General features: G+C 60.0%; 13 protein-coding genes, 1 tRNA gene and 3 pseudogenes. 11 read left to right on the plus strand and 6 right to left on the minus strand.

Annotated features, from left to right (window positions below):
- Window positions 1-3: 3 nt before the first annotated feature.
- Window positions 4-1257 (plus strand): poly-beta-1,6-N-acetyl-D-glucosamine synthase, encoded by a 1254-nt coding sequence (gene pgaC, locus ABS769_RS03695; protein WP_317060908.1) that lies wholly within the window; start codon window positions 4-6, stop codon window positions 1255-1257.
- Window positions 1254-1700 carry a poly-beta-1,6-N-acetyl-D-glucosamine biosynthesis protein PgaD gene (gene pgaD / locus ABS769_RS03700; protein ID WP_176341808.1) on the plus strand — a complete coding sequence of 149 codons (447 nt, stop codon included), beginning with the start codon at window positions 1254-1256 and terminating at the stop codon, window positions 1698-1700. Before pgaC ends, pgaD begins: the two co-directional genes overlap by 4 nt.
- Window positions 1701-1864: 164 nt before the next feature.
- Here pgaD and ABS769_RS03705 read toward each other — a convergent pair.
- From ABS769_RS03705 to ABS769_RS03715, 3 genes and pseudogenes are all read right to left on the minus strand, one after another.
- A pseudogene (locus ABS769_RS03705) lies at window positions 1865-2244 on the minus strand (transposase); the annotation flags it as partial.
- 395 nt (window positions 2245-2639) lie between these two features.
- Window positions 2640-3338: a hypothetical protein gene (locus ABS769_RS03710; protein ID WP_317060909.1), complete on the minus strand. Its 699-nt coding sequence runs from the start codon at window positions 3336-3338 to the stop codon at window positions 2640-2642.
- 184 nt (window positions 3339-3522) lie between these two features.
- A protein-coding gene (locus tag ABS769_RS03715; protein ID WP_317060910.1) for an IS3 family transposase occupies window positions 3523-4655 on the minus strand; the annotation gives its coding sequence in 2 pieces (ribosomal slippage) (window positions 3523-4394 and window positions 4394-4655; 1134 coding nt in all).
- A gap of 68 nt (window positions 4656-4723) precedes the next feature.
- Between ABS769_RS03715 and ABS769_RS03720 the strand changes: the two are divergent.
- A pseudogene (locus ABS769_RS03720) lies at window positions 4724-4828 on the plus strand (IS5-like element IS1646 family transposase); the annotation flags it as partial.
- 174 nt (window positions 4829-5002) lie between these two features.
- Here the strand turns inward: ABS769_RS03720 and ABS769_RS03725 are convergent.
- The 3 genes from ABS769_RS03725 to ABS769_RS03735 form a co-directional block, all read right to left on the minus strand.
- Window positions 5003-5746 (minus strand): DUF4435 domain-containing protein, encoded by a 744-nt coding sequence (locus ABS769_RS03725; protein ID WP_317060911.1) that lies wholly within the window; start codon window positions 5744-5746, stop codon window positions 5003-5005.
- Window positions 5739-6845, minus strand: a complete 1107-nt coding sequence (locus tag ABS769_RS03730) for an AAA family ATPase (protein WP_317060912.1) — start codon at window positions 6843-6845, stop codon at window positions 5739-5741. Before ABS769_RS03730 ends, ABS769_RS03725 begins: the two co-directional genes overlap by 8 nt.
- A 191-nt stretch (window positions 6846-7036) precedes the next feature.
- A tRNA-Arg gene (locus ABS769_RS03735) sits at window positions 7037-7110 on the minus strand.
- A gap of 133 nt (window positions 7111-7243) precedes the next feature.
- On the opposite strand from ABS769_RS03735, the gene amaB reads away from it, so the two are divergent.
- The 8 genes and pseudogenes from amaB to ABS769_RS03775 all read left to right on the plus strand — a co-directional run bounded on the left by amaB (window position 7244) and on the right by ABS769_RS03775 (window position 15025).
- A complete protein-coding gene (gene amaB, locus ABS769_RS03740; protein WP_317060913.1) occupies window positions 7244-8779 on the plus strand; it encodes an L-piperidine-6-carboxylate dehydrogenase in 1536 nt (511 codons plus the stop codon).
- Window positions 8780-9157: 378 nt separating this feature from the next.
- A complete protein-coding gene (locus tag ABS769_RS03745) occupies window positions 9158-9442 on the plus strand; it encodes a DUF4190 domain-containing protein (RefSeq protein ID WP_006449325.1) in 285 nt (94 codons plus the stop codon).
- A 2-nt stretch (window positions 9443-9444) separates the two neighbouring features.
- A complete protein-coding gene (locus ABS769_RS03750; RefSeq protein ID WP_317060914.1) occupies window positions 9445-10212 on the plus strand; it encodes a class I SAM-dependent methyltransferase in 768 nt (255 codons plus the stop codon).
- A 5-nt stretch (window positions 10213-10217) separates the two neighbouring features.
- Window positions 10218-11273 carry a quinone-dependent dihydroorotate dehydrogenase gene (locus tag ABS769_RS03755; RefSeq protein WP_317060915.1) on the plus strand — a complete coding sequence of 352 codons (1056 nt, stop codon included), beginning with the start codon at window positions 10218-10220 and terminating at the stop codon, window positions 11271-11273.
- Window positions 11270-12322, plus strand: a complete 1053-nt coding sequence (gene murB / locus ABS769_RS03760) for a UDP-N-acetylmuramate dehydrogenase (RefSeq protein ID WP_317060916.1) — start codon at window positions 11270-11272, stop codon at window positions 12320-12322. The genes ABS769_RS03755 and murB overlap by 4 nt, the downstream gene beginning before the upstream one ends.
- Window positions 12316-13227, plus strand: a complete 912-nt coding sequence (locus tag ABS769_RS03765; protein WP_317060917.1) for a DMT family transporter — start codon at window positions 12316-12318, stop codon at window positions 13225-13227. Before murB ends, ABS769_RS03765 begins: the two co-directional genes overlap by 7 nt.
- Window positions 13228-13411: 184 nt before the next feature.
- Window positions 13412-13561: pseudogene (locus ABS769_RS03770) on the plus strand (aspartate/glutamate racemase); the annotation flags it as partial.
- Between the two features lie 165 nt (window positions 13562-13726).
- Complete coding sequence (locus tag ABS769_RS03775; RefSeq protein ID WP_317060918.1) at window positions 13727-15025, plus strand: MFS transporter; 1299 nt, start codon at window positions 13727-13729, stop codon at window positions 15023-15025.
- Window positions 15026-15065: the final 40 nt, after the last annotated feature.

The raw sequence follows: 15065 nt of genomic DNA on the forward strand, positions 1-15065 counted from the left end.
CCGATGACGACCAGCCTCCTGTTGGGCGCCCTGTTCAACTTCGCGTTTTTCTATCCGATCATCATGGCCTTCTTCTGGATGATCGGCGGCACGTACTACTACCTGCGGCGCGAACGCGGCACGCCCGGTCCTTCATCGCCGCCACCGTTGTCCAGCGAGCCGTTCGTGTCGTTGCTGGTGCCTTGCTACAACGAGGCCAAGCACGTTGGCGAAACCATCGCCGCGATGAGTGCGCAGAACTATCCGGATTTCGAGATCATCGCCATCAACGATGGCAGCAGCGACAACACGGCCGAAGCGCTCGACGATCTCACCCACCAGCATCCGCGCCTGCGCGTAGTGCATCTTGAGCAAAACCACGGCAAGGCCAACGCACTGCGCGTGGGCACGCTGGCATCGCGCTCGGACTATCTGGTGTGCGTGGATGCCGACGCCATCCTGGACCCGAATGCCACGCGCTGGATGGTCGGCCACCTGATCTCCGGCCCACGCGTCGGCGGCGTCACCGGCAATCCGCGCGTGCGCAATCGCACCACGCTGATGGGCCGCATGCAGGTAGGCGAATTTTCCGCCATCGTGGGGCTGATCAAGCGTGCGCAGCGGGTCTACGGACGATTGTTCACCGTGTCGGGCGTGATCTGCGCGTTTCGCCGTTCGGCGCTGCATCACGTCGGCTTCTGGTCCGACAACATGGTCACCGAAGACATCGACATCTCCTGGCGTCTGCAGCTCGACGACTGGGATATCCGCTACGAGCCCAATGCGCTGTGCTGGATCCTGATGCCGGAGACCTTCCGCGGCCTGTGGATGCAGCGCCTGCGCTGGGCGCGCGGTGGCGTGGAAGTGTTGCAGAGCCATGGCCGCCGCGTGTTGTCCTGGCGCAGCCGACGTATGTGGGGCGTGCTGCTGGAATACGCGCTCAGCCTGGCCTGGGCCTACACGATGCTCTTCATCATCGTGCTGTGGCTGCTCGGCAAGTTCATCGCCATGCCGCCTGCGTTGTACATAGACACCATCCTGCCGCGCTGGCATGGCCTGGTATTGGCAGTGGTGTGCCTGATGCAGTTCGCCACCAGCCTGGTAATCGAACGCCGCTACGAAAAAGGCCTGGCGCGCCAGTTCTTCTGGGTGATCTGGTATCCGGTCGCCTTCTGGATGATCGGCATGCTCACCGCCGTCATCGCCTTCCCACGTGCCCTGCTCGCGCGTCGCAGCAAACGCGCCCGCTGGAAAAGCCCCGACCGAGGAATCCAATGACACCGCCCATCATCAACCTGCCGCAACGCCTCGGCCGCTCGCGCCGCCTCGCCTACGGCGCCGCCACCGCCGGCGCCTGGATGGTCTACTTCTATCTGTGGGCACCACTGGCAACGCTGATCGCCTGGTTCTTCGGCCTGCGCAGCGCCTATACGGAGCTCTATCTCAAGCACAACGCACTGGACCCATTCGCACTGGGCGCCCTGCCGGTGATCGCACTGATGAGCGCCATCACCACCGTCGGCTGGGCCGAGTACAACCGCCTGCGCTTTGCCAAAGCCGACCGGCGTAAACGCCGCCGCACCGTGCTCGAACCGGAAGTCGATCAACGTTTGGGCGTTCCCGAACAGCTTGGTAGCCTGCTGCGTCATAGCCGTATCTCATCGGTGGCGATGGATAAGTTTGCCAGGCCGGTGGGGGTGCGGGTGGTGCGGCATGGGTAGGCACGGAAGTGCTGCATGCAACCTTCCTACCTTAAGACATGATTTTACTTACCGCATAGCCGCCCTGGCAGCCGCGGCGCAGACAAGATATTGATGCTGGAGCCAACGATGTTTTGTATCAGCACATTGATTGCGCTTGCGGCCAGGACCAAGTCGCTCTCAACACGCACAGGAAAACGCTCGGCAAATTCGGACAACAGCGCAATAACCTCATCATCCCGAGCAGGACGAGGCTGATAGCGTGCCGTCGAGCGAGGAACCCCAGCACCGAACAGGCCCGGCGCTCGCTACAGCCATGCTGCTCGATGATCCAGGCCAGAAGCGGGCGCTTGTGCGCTGGGTCTACAGCTTTTTTGCGATGACATCCTTCAGTGCATGGCTTGCCGTGCTCGGTCTCCAGGTCGCGAAGGCGTTGCACATCAGCGGCCTCCATGCCGCCGTACTTTGACGTCCAGACGTAGTACGTGGCCTCGGAAATGCCCAGCTCGCGACAGACATCCTTGACCTGGCGGCCGCCCTCGACCTGCTTCAGAGTGGCGACGATCTGGCTCTCGGTGAACTTGCTTTTCGCATCGTTGGTCTCCTTGGGGGCTAGTGTGCCCGGAGACCTCTAACTGTGGCTGGATCAATTTTACGAGAGGCTGACAGTGATTTCCCTCATTGTCATGAAAGCGGCCAAAAGCCGCTTGAAGCCACAGCACATTCAACACGCGCCTGAGCGCAACAGAGGCTCTAGCCGTGGCGCGGTGGGACCGTCCTCATCTGGCGCATTCTCCGCCACCATCATACTAGCGCGCCAAATATGCACACGCCAACCTTCACTTCAGTACGAAGGACGATCAGGGGAACGTAACGAAACAGCTCGGCCGCGCGTGCCTGCAGCTGCGTGATCGCGTGGACGCGATCTACCTGATGGTACCAGGGGGTGACACCATGAAATCAGCTGGTGGATTTATCCACATCGAACTTAGAAAAATCAGCGGGCTCAGCTCCCACATAAACACGCAGCTCATTGACTACACCAACACAGTATGTGGAGAACTTCTCCAGATAATTCTGCAAAAGTTCAATTTGCTCCAGCTTACCTCCGAAAACCTTTACCGTCGAAGGCTCTTGATTGGCATAGGTGTTGATTTTTATAAAACTCAGAAGCTCAGCGCTCATCTCGTTGAGCGATCGGTTGTATCCGATAAGAACAGCCAAATCGTTACCAATCGTATCGGGAAGAGTATGCAATCGATCTTCCGATTGCTCCGTCCCACGAAGAAACGACCTCGCTGCCCTTTTGAGGATTTTTTCCAAAAATTCGACTTCAGCTTCCGTTCTTGGAAGGCCACGAGCGAGGACACGCTTGCAGCTTTCTCGCAATGCGAAAAGCTCAACTGGAAGCTGAGAAACCTCATGAACCAGTACCCGTCCAACAATTTTTCCGTTTGCCTCTCGGGTCTTGATGAACTCATCATGCTGCTGCGCTGCGATTTTTGTCGCTTCCTCTGCAATTTCAGCCGCACGCTTCGACGTACGGTGAGCGAGAACTGCAACCACTGTGGTTGCTACTGCCGCGCCGACACCGACCACAACAGCAGCCCAATCAGCCAAGTTTCCCCAAGCCGCCTCGAGCGGACAGAACTCAATCACGATAGCTCCCCTTTTAAGCTTGCGCGTATTCTGCCATGCGCAACCTCCCTGCCAGCAAAAGAATCTGGCCGTTTTGGTCTATGCACTAGCAAAAGCACGCGAAGTGGCCACCTGCGCTGCAGCAGCTGCTCGATGAACCCGCTAAGCATGGCAAGACAGGTATGACCCCCCGAATCCAGGGCCATTAGCTAGTAGAGATTTCGGCCTGATTTGGCGCCTGGGAATTCGCTTGGGACCCGTATTTTCGGGCGAATTCTTCAGGGGTTTTCCATGCCAGTGCACTGTGGGGTCGCTCCTGGTTATAGAAGCGCCGCCACTGTTCGATTTTGCTCCGTGCGTCGGCCAGTGACAAGAACCAATGCGCGTTGAGACACTCCTGCCGCAGGCGTCCGTTGAAGCTTTCCACTAAGGCGTTATCGGTGGGTGTGCCACGCCGGGAGAAGTCCAGCTCCATCCCGTTTTCATACGCCCACCGATCCATGACCTTGCCGGCAAACTCACTCCCATTGTCCACCTTGATGGCCGCAGGCTTGCCTCTCTGCGCCACCAGTCGCGTCATCGCATCGGCGACGTCGTCGCCTTTCAACGATTGGTCAACAACGATATCCAGACACTCATGCGTGAAGTGATCCACCACCGTCAGCGATCGGAAACGGCGACCATCGAACAGTGCATCACTCACGAAATCCATGTCCCAGAGTGCATTCGGTGCAGTGGCCATCTTCAGCGGTTGACGTCGCCGTGCGCTGCGACTGCGGCGCGGCCTGCAATGCCTTAAAGACAGGCCTTCTTCCTTGTAAATTCGGTGGACGCGCTTGTGATTGTCCCGCCATCCTTCGCGACGCAGCACCACAAAAACGCGCTCACAGCCGTAGTGCACGCGCGTCTGGGTGATCTCGCGCATCCGCTGACGAATGGCGCTGCAATCGCGCGCCTTGGCCTTGTAGGAAAACGCCGAGCGCGACATCGCCATGATCCGCAGCGCATGCCGCTCGCTGACCCCAAAGCGCTCACGAAGCTGTCCTACCCAGGTGCGTCGCTGGGCAGGCCTTAGATTTTTTTTGTAACGACTTCCTGCAGCATCGCCTTATCCAGGCTCAGGTCTGCCACCAGCTGCTTCAGCTTCCGATTTTCCTCTTCCAGTAGCCGCAATCGCTTGAGCTCAGAGGGGCCCAGGCCGCCGTACTTCTTGCGCCAGACGTAGAACGTAGCCTCGGCAATTCCCATCTTTCGACAGATCTCGCCGACCGCCATCCCCAACCCAGCCTGCTTGAGCGCGTAGGCCATCTGCTCCTCGGTAAAGCGTGACTTCTTCATTGCTTGACTCCTCGTGATGACGGGGCCCATGTCGGCGAAGTCTCTACTTTACGATGCGCCTGTTATTAGGGGGGTCAAAGAACACGGCACAGGTGCTGACGCTGTTTGCGCTGTCGAACCTGTGGATGAAGCGAAAGCAATTGCTGCCTGTCGCGGCCGAGATGCGCCTTTGATCCGGGGAATTGCGCGAAAAAGCGCCGAAAACGATGGAAATTCCAACGTCTGAGCGCAGCTCAGCGTGCCGATGTCACATGTCTCATCGCTGGGTAGTATTGATCAGACCATCCCTAACAACATGAAGGGTACTGCGATGCCCTCAGAAAAATTATGTTTTGCTAATCGCTATCTCAGCCACCACCTTCCAACCTTGCCCTTACAGCGGAACAAATACGATGATAATTCTCGCCTCGCCTTGATGCCCCGATTTCCATAAGCTGATTCACCCCAAACTTTGTATTCCGCTTTCTTCCACTTAGACGCCTCACCAACAGTGCGAACAGTGACTTCCCACGCAGAACACGACGATAATCAGCGATTATTTCATCTTTCAATTTGTGCGGATAGTGTTCACCAACATGCAACTGCATGTTCATCACAGTCTCATCGCGGTTGTCCAAAATTTTATTTGGATGAGTTCTAAAGCCATCCTCAATACCTGCCAGCGACCGGTTGACAGAGAGCGCGTACCACTCAACAAAAACAGCAAGTTCTGCACGAAAGACCTTTCCCTCATCAGCGCTTAATAGATTTTCCAACTCACCGTCTCTGAAAAGGTCGTTCTCTATGGAATACCCTTCCGTGGTGATTAATTCGTCATGCCCGTGACCCGGGGAACAGTGCACCCACAAATCTTTATCAACAATAAAAAGCACCTGACACGAAACAGGATCATTCAATATTCTTTCCCTTAGAGCTAGAACTGCCCCCTTATTGCCTGCAGGAAGAATATCAACCCCATACTGCTTCAAATCCTCTTCTATTCGTCTATACAAAATAACATCACATTTACCCTCCACCAAAACAGTAGGGATACTTGTTCTTTTCAATAAATGATATATCTCATCTACCGTAGGCCGCACACTCTCAGACATGTAAATCCCCCCTATCGCTACCTACCATAACTTCCTTGTCAGGATATTTTGCATAAATGAACGGAGAGTGCGTAGCGAATATAAACTGGTTTCCGGAATTTTGCGACTCCAGAATTGAATATAGTTGCCGCTGCCAGTCGACGTGCAGGCTCAATTCGGGCTCATCAATAAAAACAACCGCATCTTTATAGAACGCGTTATAACAGATGAAGCTCAGCATCTGCTTCTCTCCGGCAGAGAGTGCCTCACTATTTACAGCCTCAGCGGCGTCACCAAAACTCAAACGTTTTCCAAACGAAATCCCTGAATGTCTAAAGAGGCGTTCAACTAAGCTACGTATTGCATCCAATGGCTGCATGGTTTCGGATCTAAATTCTTCAATTTTCTCAATCTCGGCTCTTGTCTCCGAAAGCAACTGATCCGCATTCTGCCCTCCCCCCTGAGTATTCTCGTACTGCCTTATTTTATTAATTACACTACGAGATACATTACCTTGAAACCCATTTATCTCCTCCGAGAAGATTGCATACTTCTTCAAGAGAAGGCTCACAATGTCTTGTGTAGAAATTGCAGAAACAAAAATGTGATCCTTTTCGGTGAGTTTACGAGACAGCGCAGCAAGGGGCTCATCAATATCTGATTCAGTCCTGAAAAAATTTCCAGAGCGATTCCGCTGCGTGGGCGTCATCGAGAAGCCCCCCTCAATACGGCGGAATGTTGGAAAAAACAGAGAACTTCCCACACTCAGGTGCGACGCCGCCTTATCTTCCGCAGCCTCCCCGAATTCACCGAGCTCTTCCGAATCGTCTTCGAAGCTATAAGGTAAACCACCGATCTCCATCTCGATCTTGCAGTTGACTCTTCCAGTACGGACAACCGTACAACTGTATTCACTTGTCACAATGGTGCATGACCTAAAGGGCACCTCTTTCAGAGCAATCAATACGTTTCCGCTAATTATTAGCCAAATTAACTTTAGTATAGTCGTCTTACCGGAACCATTCCTTCCAGTCAACAGATTCAAATCACCATTAAATTGATATTTAACGATGTCAGATTGACCGAGCAAACCGCTGACAGAGACAGAATCTATTCGCATAATTTCACCAATGCTTAGGAACTCGACTAAAACAGGGTGTTAAGTCAGTACTGCATTCCAGCGACGATGAGCAACTCTCATTGCCCTTGACATTCCCACAACAGATTATGCCAATTTGGCAACGTCCAGTGGATAAATACAGAAATTTGGCACATTACAAATCTGGACAAAAAGTTATCCATTGATCCTTGTGACCCCGGCCCGATTCGAACGGGCGACCTTCCCCTTAGGAGGGGGACGCTCTATCCAGCTGAGCTACGGGGCCAAGGGCGGCATTGTCGCACGATCGTTGCGATTGCCAAGCCGGTGGGTGGTCGGCGGAGCCTGCTAAAATCGGCGGCTACCCGTGTCGCGGGGGCCCTGGCCGCCGCGCGACCGTCCCGACCTTTGGAGATCCCATGTCCGCTGACCTGCTCAAGGCGCTCGACCTCGCCGCGTCCAATTCCGGTACCTATCTTGGCGAGGCGACCTGGTCGCAGGCCACCGGCGCCGGGGTGCTGCAGCCGGTCAATCCGACTACTAATGAAGTCATCGCCGATGTGCAGGCGACCACGCCGGACGACTACGAGCTGATCGTGCAACGTGCGCAGGCCGCCTTCAAGGTGTGGCGGACCACGCCTGCGCCGCGCCGTGGCGAAGCCGTTCGCCTGTGTGGCGAGGCGCTGCGTGCGCACAAGGATGCGCTGGGCTCGCTGGTGGCGCTGGAAATGGGCAAGAGCAAGCCCGAGGGCGATGGCGAAGTACAGGAGATGATCGACATCGCCGACTTTGCGGTGGGCCAGAGCCGCATGCTCTACGGCTACACCATGCACTCGGAGCGGCCGGGCCACCGCATGTATGAGCAGTACCAGCCGCTGGGCCTGGTCGGCATCATCAGCGCGTTCAACTTCCCGGTGGCGGTGTGGGCGTGGAATGCGTTTCTGGCGGCGATCTGCGGCGATATCTGCATCTGGAAGCCGTCCAACAAGACCCCGCTGACCGCGATCGCGACGATGAAGATCTGCAATGCGGCGTTGAAGGACGCCGGTTTCCCGGACATCTTCTTCCTGATCAACGATGCCGGCACCTCCTTGTCGGAGAAGCTGGTCGAAGACGGCCGCGTGCCGCTGATCAGCTTCACCGGTTCGACCCAGATCGGCCGCGTGGTCGCCGAGAAGGTCGCGCACCGCCTGGGCCGTTGCCTGCTGGAGCTGGGCGGCAACAACGCCATCATCCTCGACGAAACCGCCGACCTGAAGCTGGCCATCCCGGGCATCGTGTTCGGCGCGGTGGGCACCGCCGGACAGCGCTGCACCACCACGCGCCGCCTGATCGTGCACGCATCCATCTACGACAACGTGCTGGCCACGCTGGTCAAGGCGTACAAGCAGCTCGACAGCAAGATCGGCGACCCCACAGATCCGGCCAACCTGATGGGCCCGCTCAACAGCCAGGGCGCGGTGGAGCAGTTCCTGGCCTCGATCGCCAAGGCCAAGGCCGCTGGCGGCACGGTCGAAGTGGGCGGCACCGCGATCGACCGCCCCGGCAACTTCGTGCTTCCGGCCATCGTCACCGGGCTGCAGAACAGCGACGCAGTGGTGCAGCACGAGACCTTCGCGCCGATCCTGTACGTGATGAAGTACAGCACGCTGGACGAGGCGATCGAGCTGCAGAACGGTGTGCCGCAGGGCCTGTCCTCATCGATCTTCACCCAGAACCTGAAGGCGGCCGAGAAGTTCCTGTCGGCAGCCGGCAGCGATTGCGGCATCGCCAACGTCAACATCGGCACCTCCGGGGCGGAAATCGGTGGCGCGTTCGGTGGCGAGAAGGAAACCGGCGGTGGTCGCGAATCCGGCTCGGATGCGTGGAAGGTCTATATGCGTCGCCAGACCAATACGATCAACTACTCCGACTCACTGCCGCTGGCCCAGGGCATCAAGTTCGATCTTGACTGAAGACCGCATGGCGCGCCGGAGAATGCCCGGCGCGCTGCCGTATCTGCGGCTGGGCAACGCCGCTGCACTGCGGTCGGCGGCTTGCTGGCGAGACAGCCTGACAGTGACGGCGTTGGTCGCCGATGTCCCGCGACCGGCAGCCGATAACCGCCTGCACCAAGGCCACCGGACCAGCAATCTGCGGAGCATCCTGCCCCCCTTGTTGCCGTGAGTAGCGGCACCCAACGCCTCACACTCAGCCGATTCGAGCGCTCAAATGCGCCAAACGCGCCCACGCGATCGCCGTTTGGCCGCAAACGGCACGCCTTTCGGGCGGCCGCTCTGGGATAATCGCGGTACGTCAGCCGTCGGCTGCCGGCCCTTCTACAGGAGTTGCTGATGAACGTCGTCGTTCGACAGACCAGTGCCATGGCCATCGTCAGCCTGGTTGCAGGCATTCTTGGCTGGACGCTCATCCCGTTCCTGGGCAGCCTCTGCGCCATCATTACCGGCCATCTGGCGCGGGCGGAAATCCGCCGCAACCCGCAAGGCCTGGACGGCGACGGGCTGGCCATCGGCGGGCTGATTCTTGGCTGGCTGGCGGTGGCGCTCTGGGTGGCAGGACTCGCGATCTTCATCCTGTTTTTCGGCGGTATGGCCTGGCTTGCGGCCGCAAACAGTTGAGCATGGCCGCGCCCTCCTCTGCTCAGCGCTTCAACGACCGCGTCGCGGCCTACGTGCGCTACCGGCCCGGTTATCCGCCGCAGTTGCTACGCTGGTTGCACGAAGAATTGGGTGTGACCCCGGCAACCGCGGTGGCCGATATTGGCGCCGGCACCGGTATCTCCAGCCGCCTGTTTCTGGAGGCCGGTTATCCGGTCACGGCAGTGGAACCCAACCCGGCCATGCGTGAAGCCGCGCAGCAGTGGCTGGCGGGGTTCCCCAAGTTTCAGGCGATCGATGGCACCGCCGAGGCCACCGGGCTGGCCGATGCCAGCGTTGGCCTGGTGTCTGCCGCGCAGGCGTTCCACTGGTTCGACACGCAGGCCATTCGCGCCGAATGGGCGCGCATCCTGAAGCCCGACGGGCTGGCGATGATCTACTGGAACACCCGCGAGCTGGACACCACCGACTTCTTGCGCGGCTATGAGCAAATCCTGCTGGACTACGGCACCGACTATTCGGCCGTGGCCGAGCGTTACCAGGACGACGCCACGATGCAGGCCTGGTTCGGCGATGGCTTCCGCGCGATGGCGCGCTTTCCCAATGCGCAACAGCTGGATTTCGACGCCTTGCGCGGCCGGCTATTGTCGTCTTCGTATGCGCCGCTTGCGCACGACCCGCGCCATGCACCGATGCTCGCCGCGCTACGCACGCTGTTCGATGCGCATGCGCATGACGGACACATCGACTTCCAATACCAGACCCGCGTTTTCGCCGGGAGATTGAACTGACCCGCATGTATTCGCTTGCCCGCCCCTTGCTGTTTTCCCTCGACGCCGAGCGCGCCCACGCGCTGGCCCTGCGCTCCATCGACACCGCCTACCGCACCGGCACCACGCCGCTGCTGGCCAAGCGCCCGGTGCCGCTGCCGACACCCGCATTCGGTTTGATGTTTCCCAATCCGGTCGGGCTCGGTGCCGGGCTGGACAAGAACGGCGAACATATCGATGCGCTGCTGGCGCTGGGTTTTGGCTTCGTCGAAATCGGCACGGTGACGCCGCGTGCGCAGGAAGGCAATCCCAAGCCGCGCATGTTCCGGCTGCCGGAGTATCAGGCGGTGATCAACCGCATGGGCTTCAACAATCTGGGCGTGGATGCGCTGGTGGCCAACGTGCAGCGCGCGCGCCGTCGCGGCGGGCTGCTCGGCATCAACATCGGCAAGAACAAGGACACGCCCAACGAAGAGGCGACCAGCGATTATCGCTATTGCATGGAGCGCGTGTACCCGCTGGCCGACTACATCACCGTCAATATTTCCTCCCCAAACACCGCCGGCTTGCGCGAGTTGCAGGAAGAACAGGCGCTACGTCGTTTGATTTCCGAGTTGCGCGAAACCCAGGAAGCCCTGGCTGCGCAACATGGCAAACGCGTGCCGATGCTGGTGAAGGTGGCGCCGGATCTCAACGACCGCGACATCGATGCTGCGGCGCGCGTACTGGCCGACCTGGCGGTGGATGGCGTGATCGCCACCAACACCACGGTGACGCGCACCTTGATCGCCAACCATCCATTGGCTGGCGAGGCCGGTGGACTGTCCGGCGCACCGCTGCTGGGGCAATCCACCCTGGTGCTGCGCCGCTTGCGCGCGCGCCTGCCCGAATCGATTCCGTTGATCGGCGTGGGCGGTATCAACTCCGGTGCCGATGCGCTGGCGAAGATGGCCGCCGGCGCAAGCCTGGTGCAGTGCTATAGCGGCCTGGTGTATCGCGGGCCGCAGTTGATCGGCGAATGCGTGGATGCAATTCGTCGCCGCCGCGAAGCGCCGAGCGGCGGTGCGGTGTCGCCGTTATGAGCCAGGCCGTGCAGCCGGGCTGGCAGTTGCGCGAGCACGCGCCGCTGCGTGCGCTCAACACCTTTCATGTGGAGGCCACGGCGCGCTGGTTGCTCAGCATCCATGTGCCAGACGCATTGCCCGAGGCACTGGCCGCTCCCGAGATCGCCGGGCAACCGCTATTGGTCCTGGGCAGCGGCAGCAATGTGTTGCTGGCTGGCGACCCGCCGGGCTGCGTGCTGTGTTTCGAGAACCGCGATCTGAGCATCATCGCGCACCACGCCGACCACGCCATCGTGCGCGCCGGTGCCGGCGTCAACTGGCATGCGTTGGTGCTGTATTCGCTGCAGCAAGGCCTGTCGGGGTTGGAAAATCTTGCATTGATTCCCGGCAAGGTAGGCGCTTGTCCGATTCAGAACATCGGCGCCTACGGTGCGCAGGTGGGCGACTTCATCCATGTGGTGGAAGCCTTCGATCGGCACACGCAGCAGTTTGTGCGGCTGGCTGCGGCCGAGTGCGCGTTCGGCTATCGCGACAGCGTGTTCAAGCAACTGCCGGAGCGCTATCTGATCGTCGCGGTGGAATTCAATCTGCCGCTGCTGCACGAGCTGCGGCTGGATTACGCAGGTATCCGCGAGGAACTCGCCAGCATGGGCGCCGAACTGGCTGGCGCGGCCGATGTGGCACAGGCAGTGATCAACATCCGCCAGCGCAAATTGCCGGACCCGGATGTGCTGGGCAATGCAGGCAGCTTCTTCAAGAATCCGTTGCTGCCCAGCGAGCAGATCGCCGCGCTGCAAGCCACGTTTGCCGACATGCCGGTGTATCCCGGCGAACAGCCAGGCCAGGGCAAATTGTCAGCGGCCTGGTTGATCGAGCAGTGCGGCTGGAAAGGCCGGCGCGAGGGCGATGCAGGTGTGTCGCCGGACCACGCACTGGTGCTGGTCAACTACGGCACGGCCAGCGGCGCGCAATTGCTGGAATTTGCACGGCGCATCGCCGAGTCGGTACGCGAGCGTTACTCGGTGATTCTTGAACCGGAACCGCGCGTCATCGGAGCGCATTGGTGACAGCGCAGCAGGCATCACGACGTGCTGCGCTGTGGATGCTCACCAGTACCTTCGCCTTCGGCCTGATGGCCATCGCCATCCGGCTGGCATCAAGCAATATCTCCACCACCGAGATTGCGTTTTTTCGTAACGCGTTCGGGTTATTGGCGTTGTTGCCGCTGATCGTGCGGCCGGGCAAACCGCTGCCGCGTACGCGGCAATTGCCGCAGTATCTGGCGCGCACCTCGATCGGTCTGGCCTCGATGCTGTGCGGGTTCTGGGCGATCGGCCATCTGCCGCTGTCGCAGGCGATTTCGTTGTCGTATTCCACGCCGTTGTTCGTCACCGTCTTGGCGGTGGTATGGCTGCACGAACAGGTGCGCATGCGCCGCTGGCTGGCAGTGGCGGCAGGATTCATCGGTGTGTTGGTGATCCTGCGGCCGGGTTCGTCCACCTTTACGCCCGGCTTGTTGGTTGCGCTGTTGGCTGCAGTCATCAGCGCCATTGTCGCGATCCAGATCAAACAGCTCTCGCGCAACGACGACTCCGACACTGTGGTGTTCTACACCTATGTGTTCTGGGTGCCGATGTCATTGATTCCGGCGATGTTTCAATGGACCTGGCCGCAGGGCATCGACTGGCTGTGGCTGGTGGCGACCGGCATCTTCGGCACCGCAGGGCAGTTGTTCTGGACGCGCGCGCTCAAGCTGGGCGAAGTCTCGGCGCTGCAGCCGATCAGCTTCATGCAGCTGCCGCTGGTGGCGTTGCTGGGCTGGTGGTTGTTCGGCGAGGCGATCGAACGCCACACCTTGATTGGTGCGGCCATCATCATCGGCGCCAACGTCTATATCGCCCATCGCGAAAGCGTGCTGGCACGGCGCGCTGCCACGCACGCGCCGGTAGAGGGCGTAAAACCAGGCGAGTGATCAACCGTCCGTGCAGCGGCGCCTCGCAGGCCCGCGCGATGGCATGGCAACGATGCCAACGTACACTGCGCTGTCGGCGCGACCCTGACATTGACGGGACCACGTCGGCAGGCGCACTTTCATTGAATGCTCCGCGATGAGGTCGGCATGCCAGTTCCAAGCAAAACCATTGGCCTGATCGGGGACATGCGTCGGCCAGCAAGCTGCGCAGGCGATCATCCTGGGCTGCACCGAGATTTCGCTGCTGGTGGGTGCCGCCGATGCGCCGCTGCCGCTATTCGATACCACCGCACTGCACGCTGAGGCGGCGGCGCTGGCAAGCGTGCACGATTGATCGGCATCGAAGACGCAGCCACCGCGCCTTTACCGAAGTGCACCTGCGTCTTGCTTGCGTACAAACGTGCAAGCTGTGCCTTGCTGGCGCGGCAGCACAGCTGCGTTAAAGATCACCGTTCCAGCACGCGCATGCGCGCCATCACCTGCCACAGGAGGTCACGCCTTGAAGACCGACCCATCACCAGGCACTGCACCAGCAACCCAGCTCACACGCGGCGATTACAAGACGCTGGCCCTGTCTGCGCTGGGCGGCGCGCTGGAACTCTACGACTTCATCATCTTCATTTTCTTCGCGACGGTGCTGGGAGAGCTGTTCTTTCCGCCAGGCATCCCGGACTGGATGCGCCAGTTGCAGACCTTCGGCATCTTTGCGGCCGGCTACCTGATCCGCCCGCTGGGCGGGATCGTGATGGCGCACTTCGGCGATCTGCTTGGTCGCAAGCGCATGTTCGCGCTGAGCATCGGGCTGATGGCATTGCCCACGCTGGCCATCGGCGTGCTGCCGACCTATGCGCAGATCGGCCTGGCCGCACCGCTCCTGCTGCTGACGATGCGGTTGCTGCAGGGCGCGGCCATCGGCGGCGAAGTCCCCAGTGCATGGGTGTTCGTCGCGGAACACGTGCCGGCGCAGCGCAGAGGACTCGCTTGCGGGACATTGACCGCCGGCCTGGCTGCCGGCGTCCTGCTCGGTTCGCTGAGCGCCGGGGCGATCAACCGCGCCTTCACCCCGCAGGAGATCGCCGACTACGCCTGGCGCCTGCCTTTCCTGGCAGGCGGGGTCTTCGGGCTGCTTTCGGTCTATCTGCGGCGCTGGCTGCACGAAACCCCGGTGTTCGCCGAACTGATGGCCATGCGTGCGATCGCGCGCGAAACGCCACTCAAGGTGGTGCTGCGCGATCATCCACGCAGTGTGGCGCTGTCGTTGTGGCTGACCTGGATGGTCGCGGCCGGGGTGCTGGTGGTATCGCTGATGACGCCCACGCTGCTGCAGAGCGTGTATCGCTACCCGGCAGCGGTTGCGTTGCAGGCCAATCTGCTCGCGGTCCTGCTGCAGGCCATCGGCTCGATCGTGGCCGGTGCTTTGTCCGACCGCTGGGGCAACGGACGCGTGCTGCTTGCCGGCAGTATGTTTCTGGGCATTAGCGCATGGCTGTTCTATCGACTGGCGGGCGACCCGCAGCTGTTGTTTCCGCTGTATGCCCTGCTGGGCGCTGCGCTCGGCGTCCTGGGTGCGATCCCGCGCATCATGGTCGAAGCATTTCCGCCGGTGGTGCGCCTGTCTGGCGTGTCGTTCGCCTACAACCTGGGCTATGCCGTCTTTGGTGGTCTGACACCGTTGGTGGTGGTGATGTTACTCAAGCAGCACCCGATGGGACCGGCGTACTACATGATTCTGCTGGCAGTGATTGGCAGCGTGATCGGGCTGCAGTTGTCGCGACGGGAGCGAGCAAGTCGTGCCTGAGTGCAAGGCAGTGTTGGCCGCTGCGATCGGCACATTCCAG

The sequence above is a fragment of the Xanthomonas hortorum genome (assembly GCF_040279205.1).
Taxonomy (GTDB): Bacteria; Pseudomonadota; Gammaproteobacteria; order Xanthomonadales; family Xanthomonadaceae; genus Xanthomonas; species Xanthomonas hortorum_F.

What these genes read in the sequence shown, in the direction of transcription:
- pgaC (WP_317060908.1), top strand. Translation starts at nt 4, where the DNA reads ATGACGACCAGCCTCCTGTTGGGCGCCCTGTTCAACTTCGCGTTTTTC.
- ABS769_RS03725 (WP_317060911.1), bottom strand. Translation starts at nt 5,746, where the DNA reads ATGTCTGAGAGTGTGCGGCCTACGGTAGATGAGATATATCATTTATTG.
- ABS769_RS03745 (WP_006449325.1), top strand. Translation starts at nt 9,158, where the DNA reads ATGAACGTCGTCGTTCGACAGACCAGTGCCATGGCCATCGTCAGCCTG.
- pgaD (WP_176341808.1), top strand. Translation starts at nt 1,254, where the DNA reads ATGACACCGCCCATCATCAACCTGCCGCAACGCCTCGGCCGCTCGCGC.
- amaB (WP_317060913.1), top strand. Translation starts at nt 7,244, where the DNA reads ATGTCCGCTGACCTGCTCAAGGCGCTCGACCTCGCCGCGTCCAATTCC.
- murB (WP_317060916.1), top strand. Translation starts at nt 11,270, where the DNA reads ATGAGCCAGGCCGTGCAGCCGGGCTGGCAGTTGCGCGAGCACGCGCCG.
- ABS769_RS03755 (WP_317060915.1), top strand. Translation starts at nt 10,218, where the DNA reads ATGTATTCGCTTGCCCGCCCCTTGCTGTTTTCCCTCGACGCCGAGCGC.
- ABS769_RS03730 (WP_317060912.1), bottom strand. Translation starts at nt 6,845, where the DNA reads ATGCGAATAGATTCTGTCTCTGTCAGCGGTTTGCTCGGTCAATCTGAC.
- ABS769_RS03750 (WP_317060914.1), top strand. Translation starts at nt 9,445, where the DNA reads ATGGCCGCGCCCTCCTCTGCTCAGCGCTTCAACGACCGCGTCGCGGCC.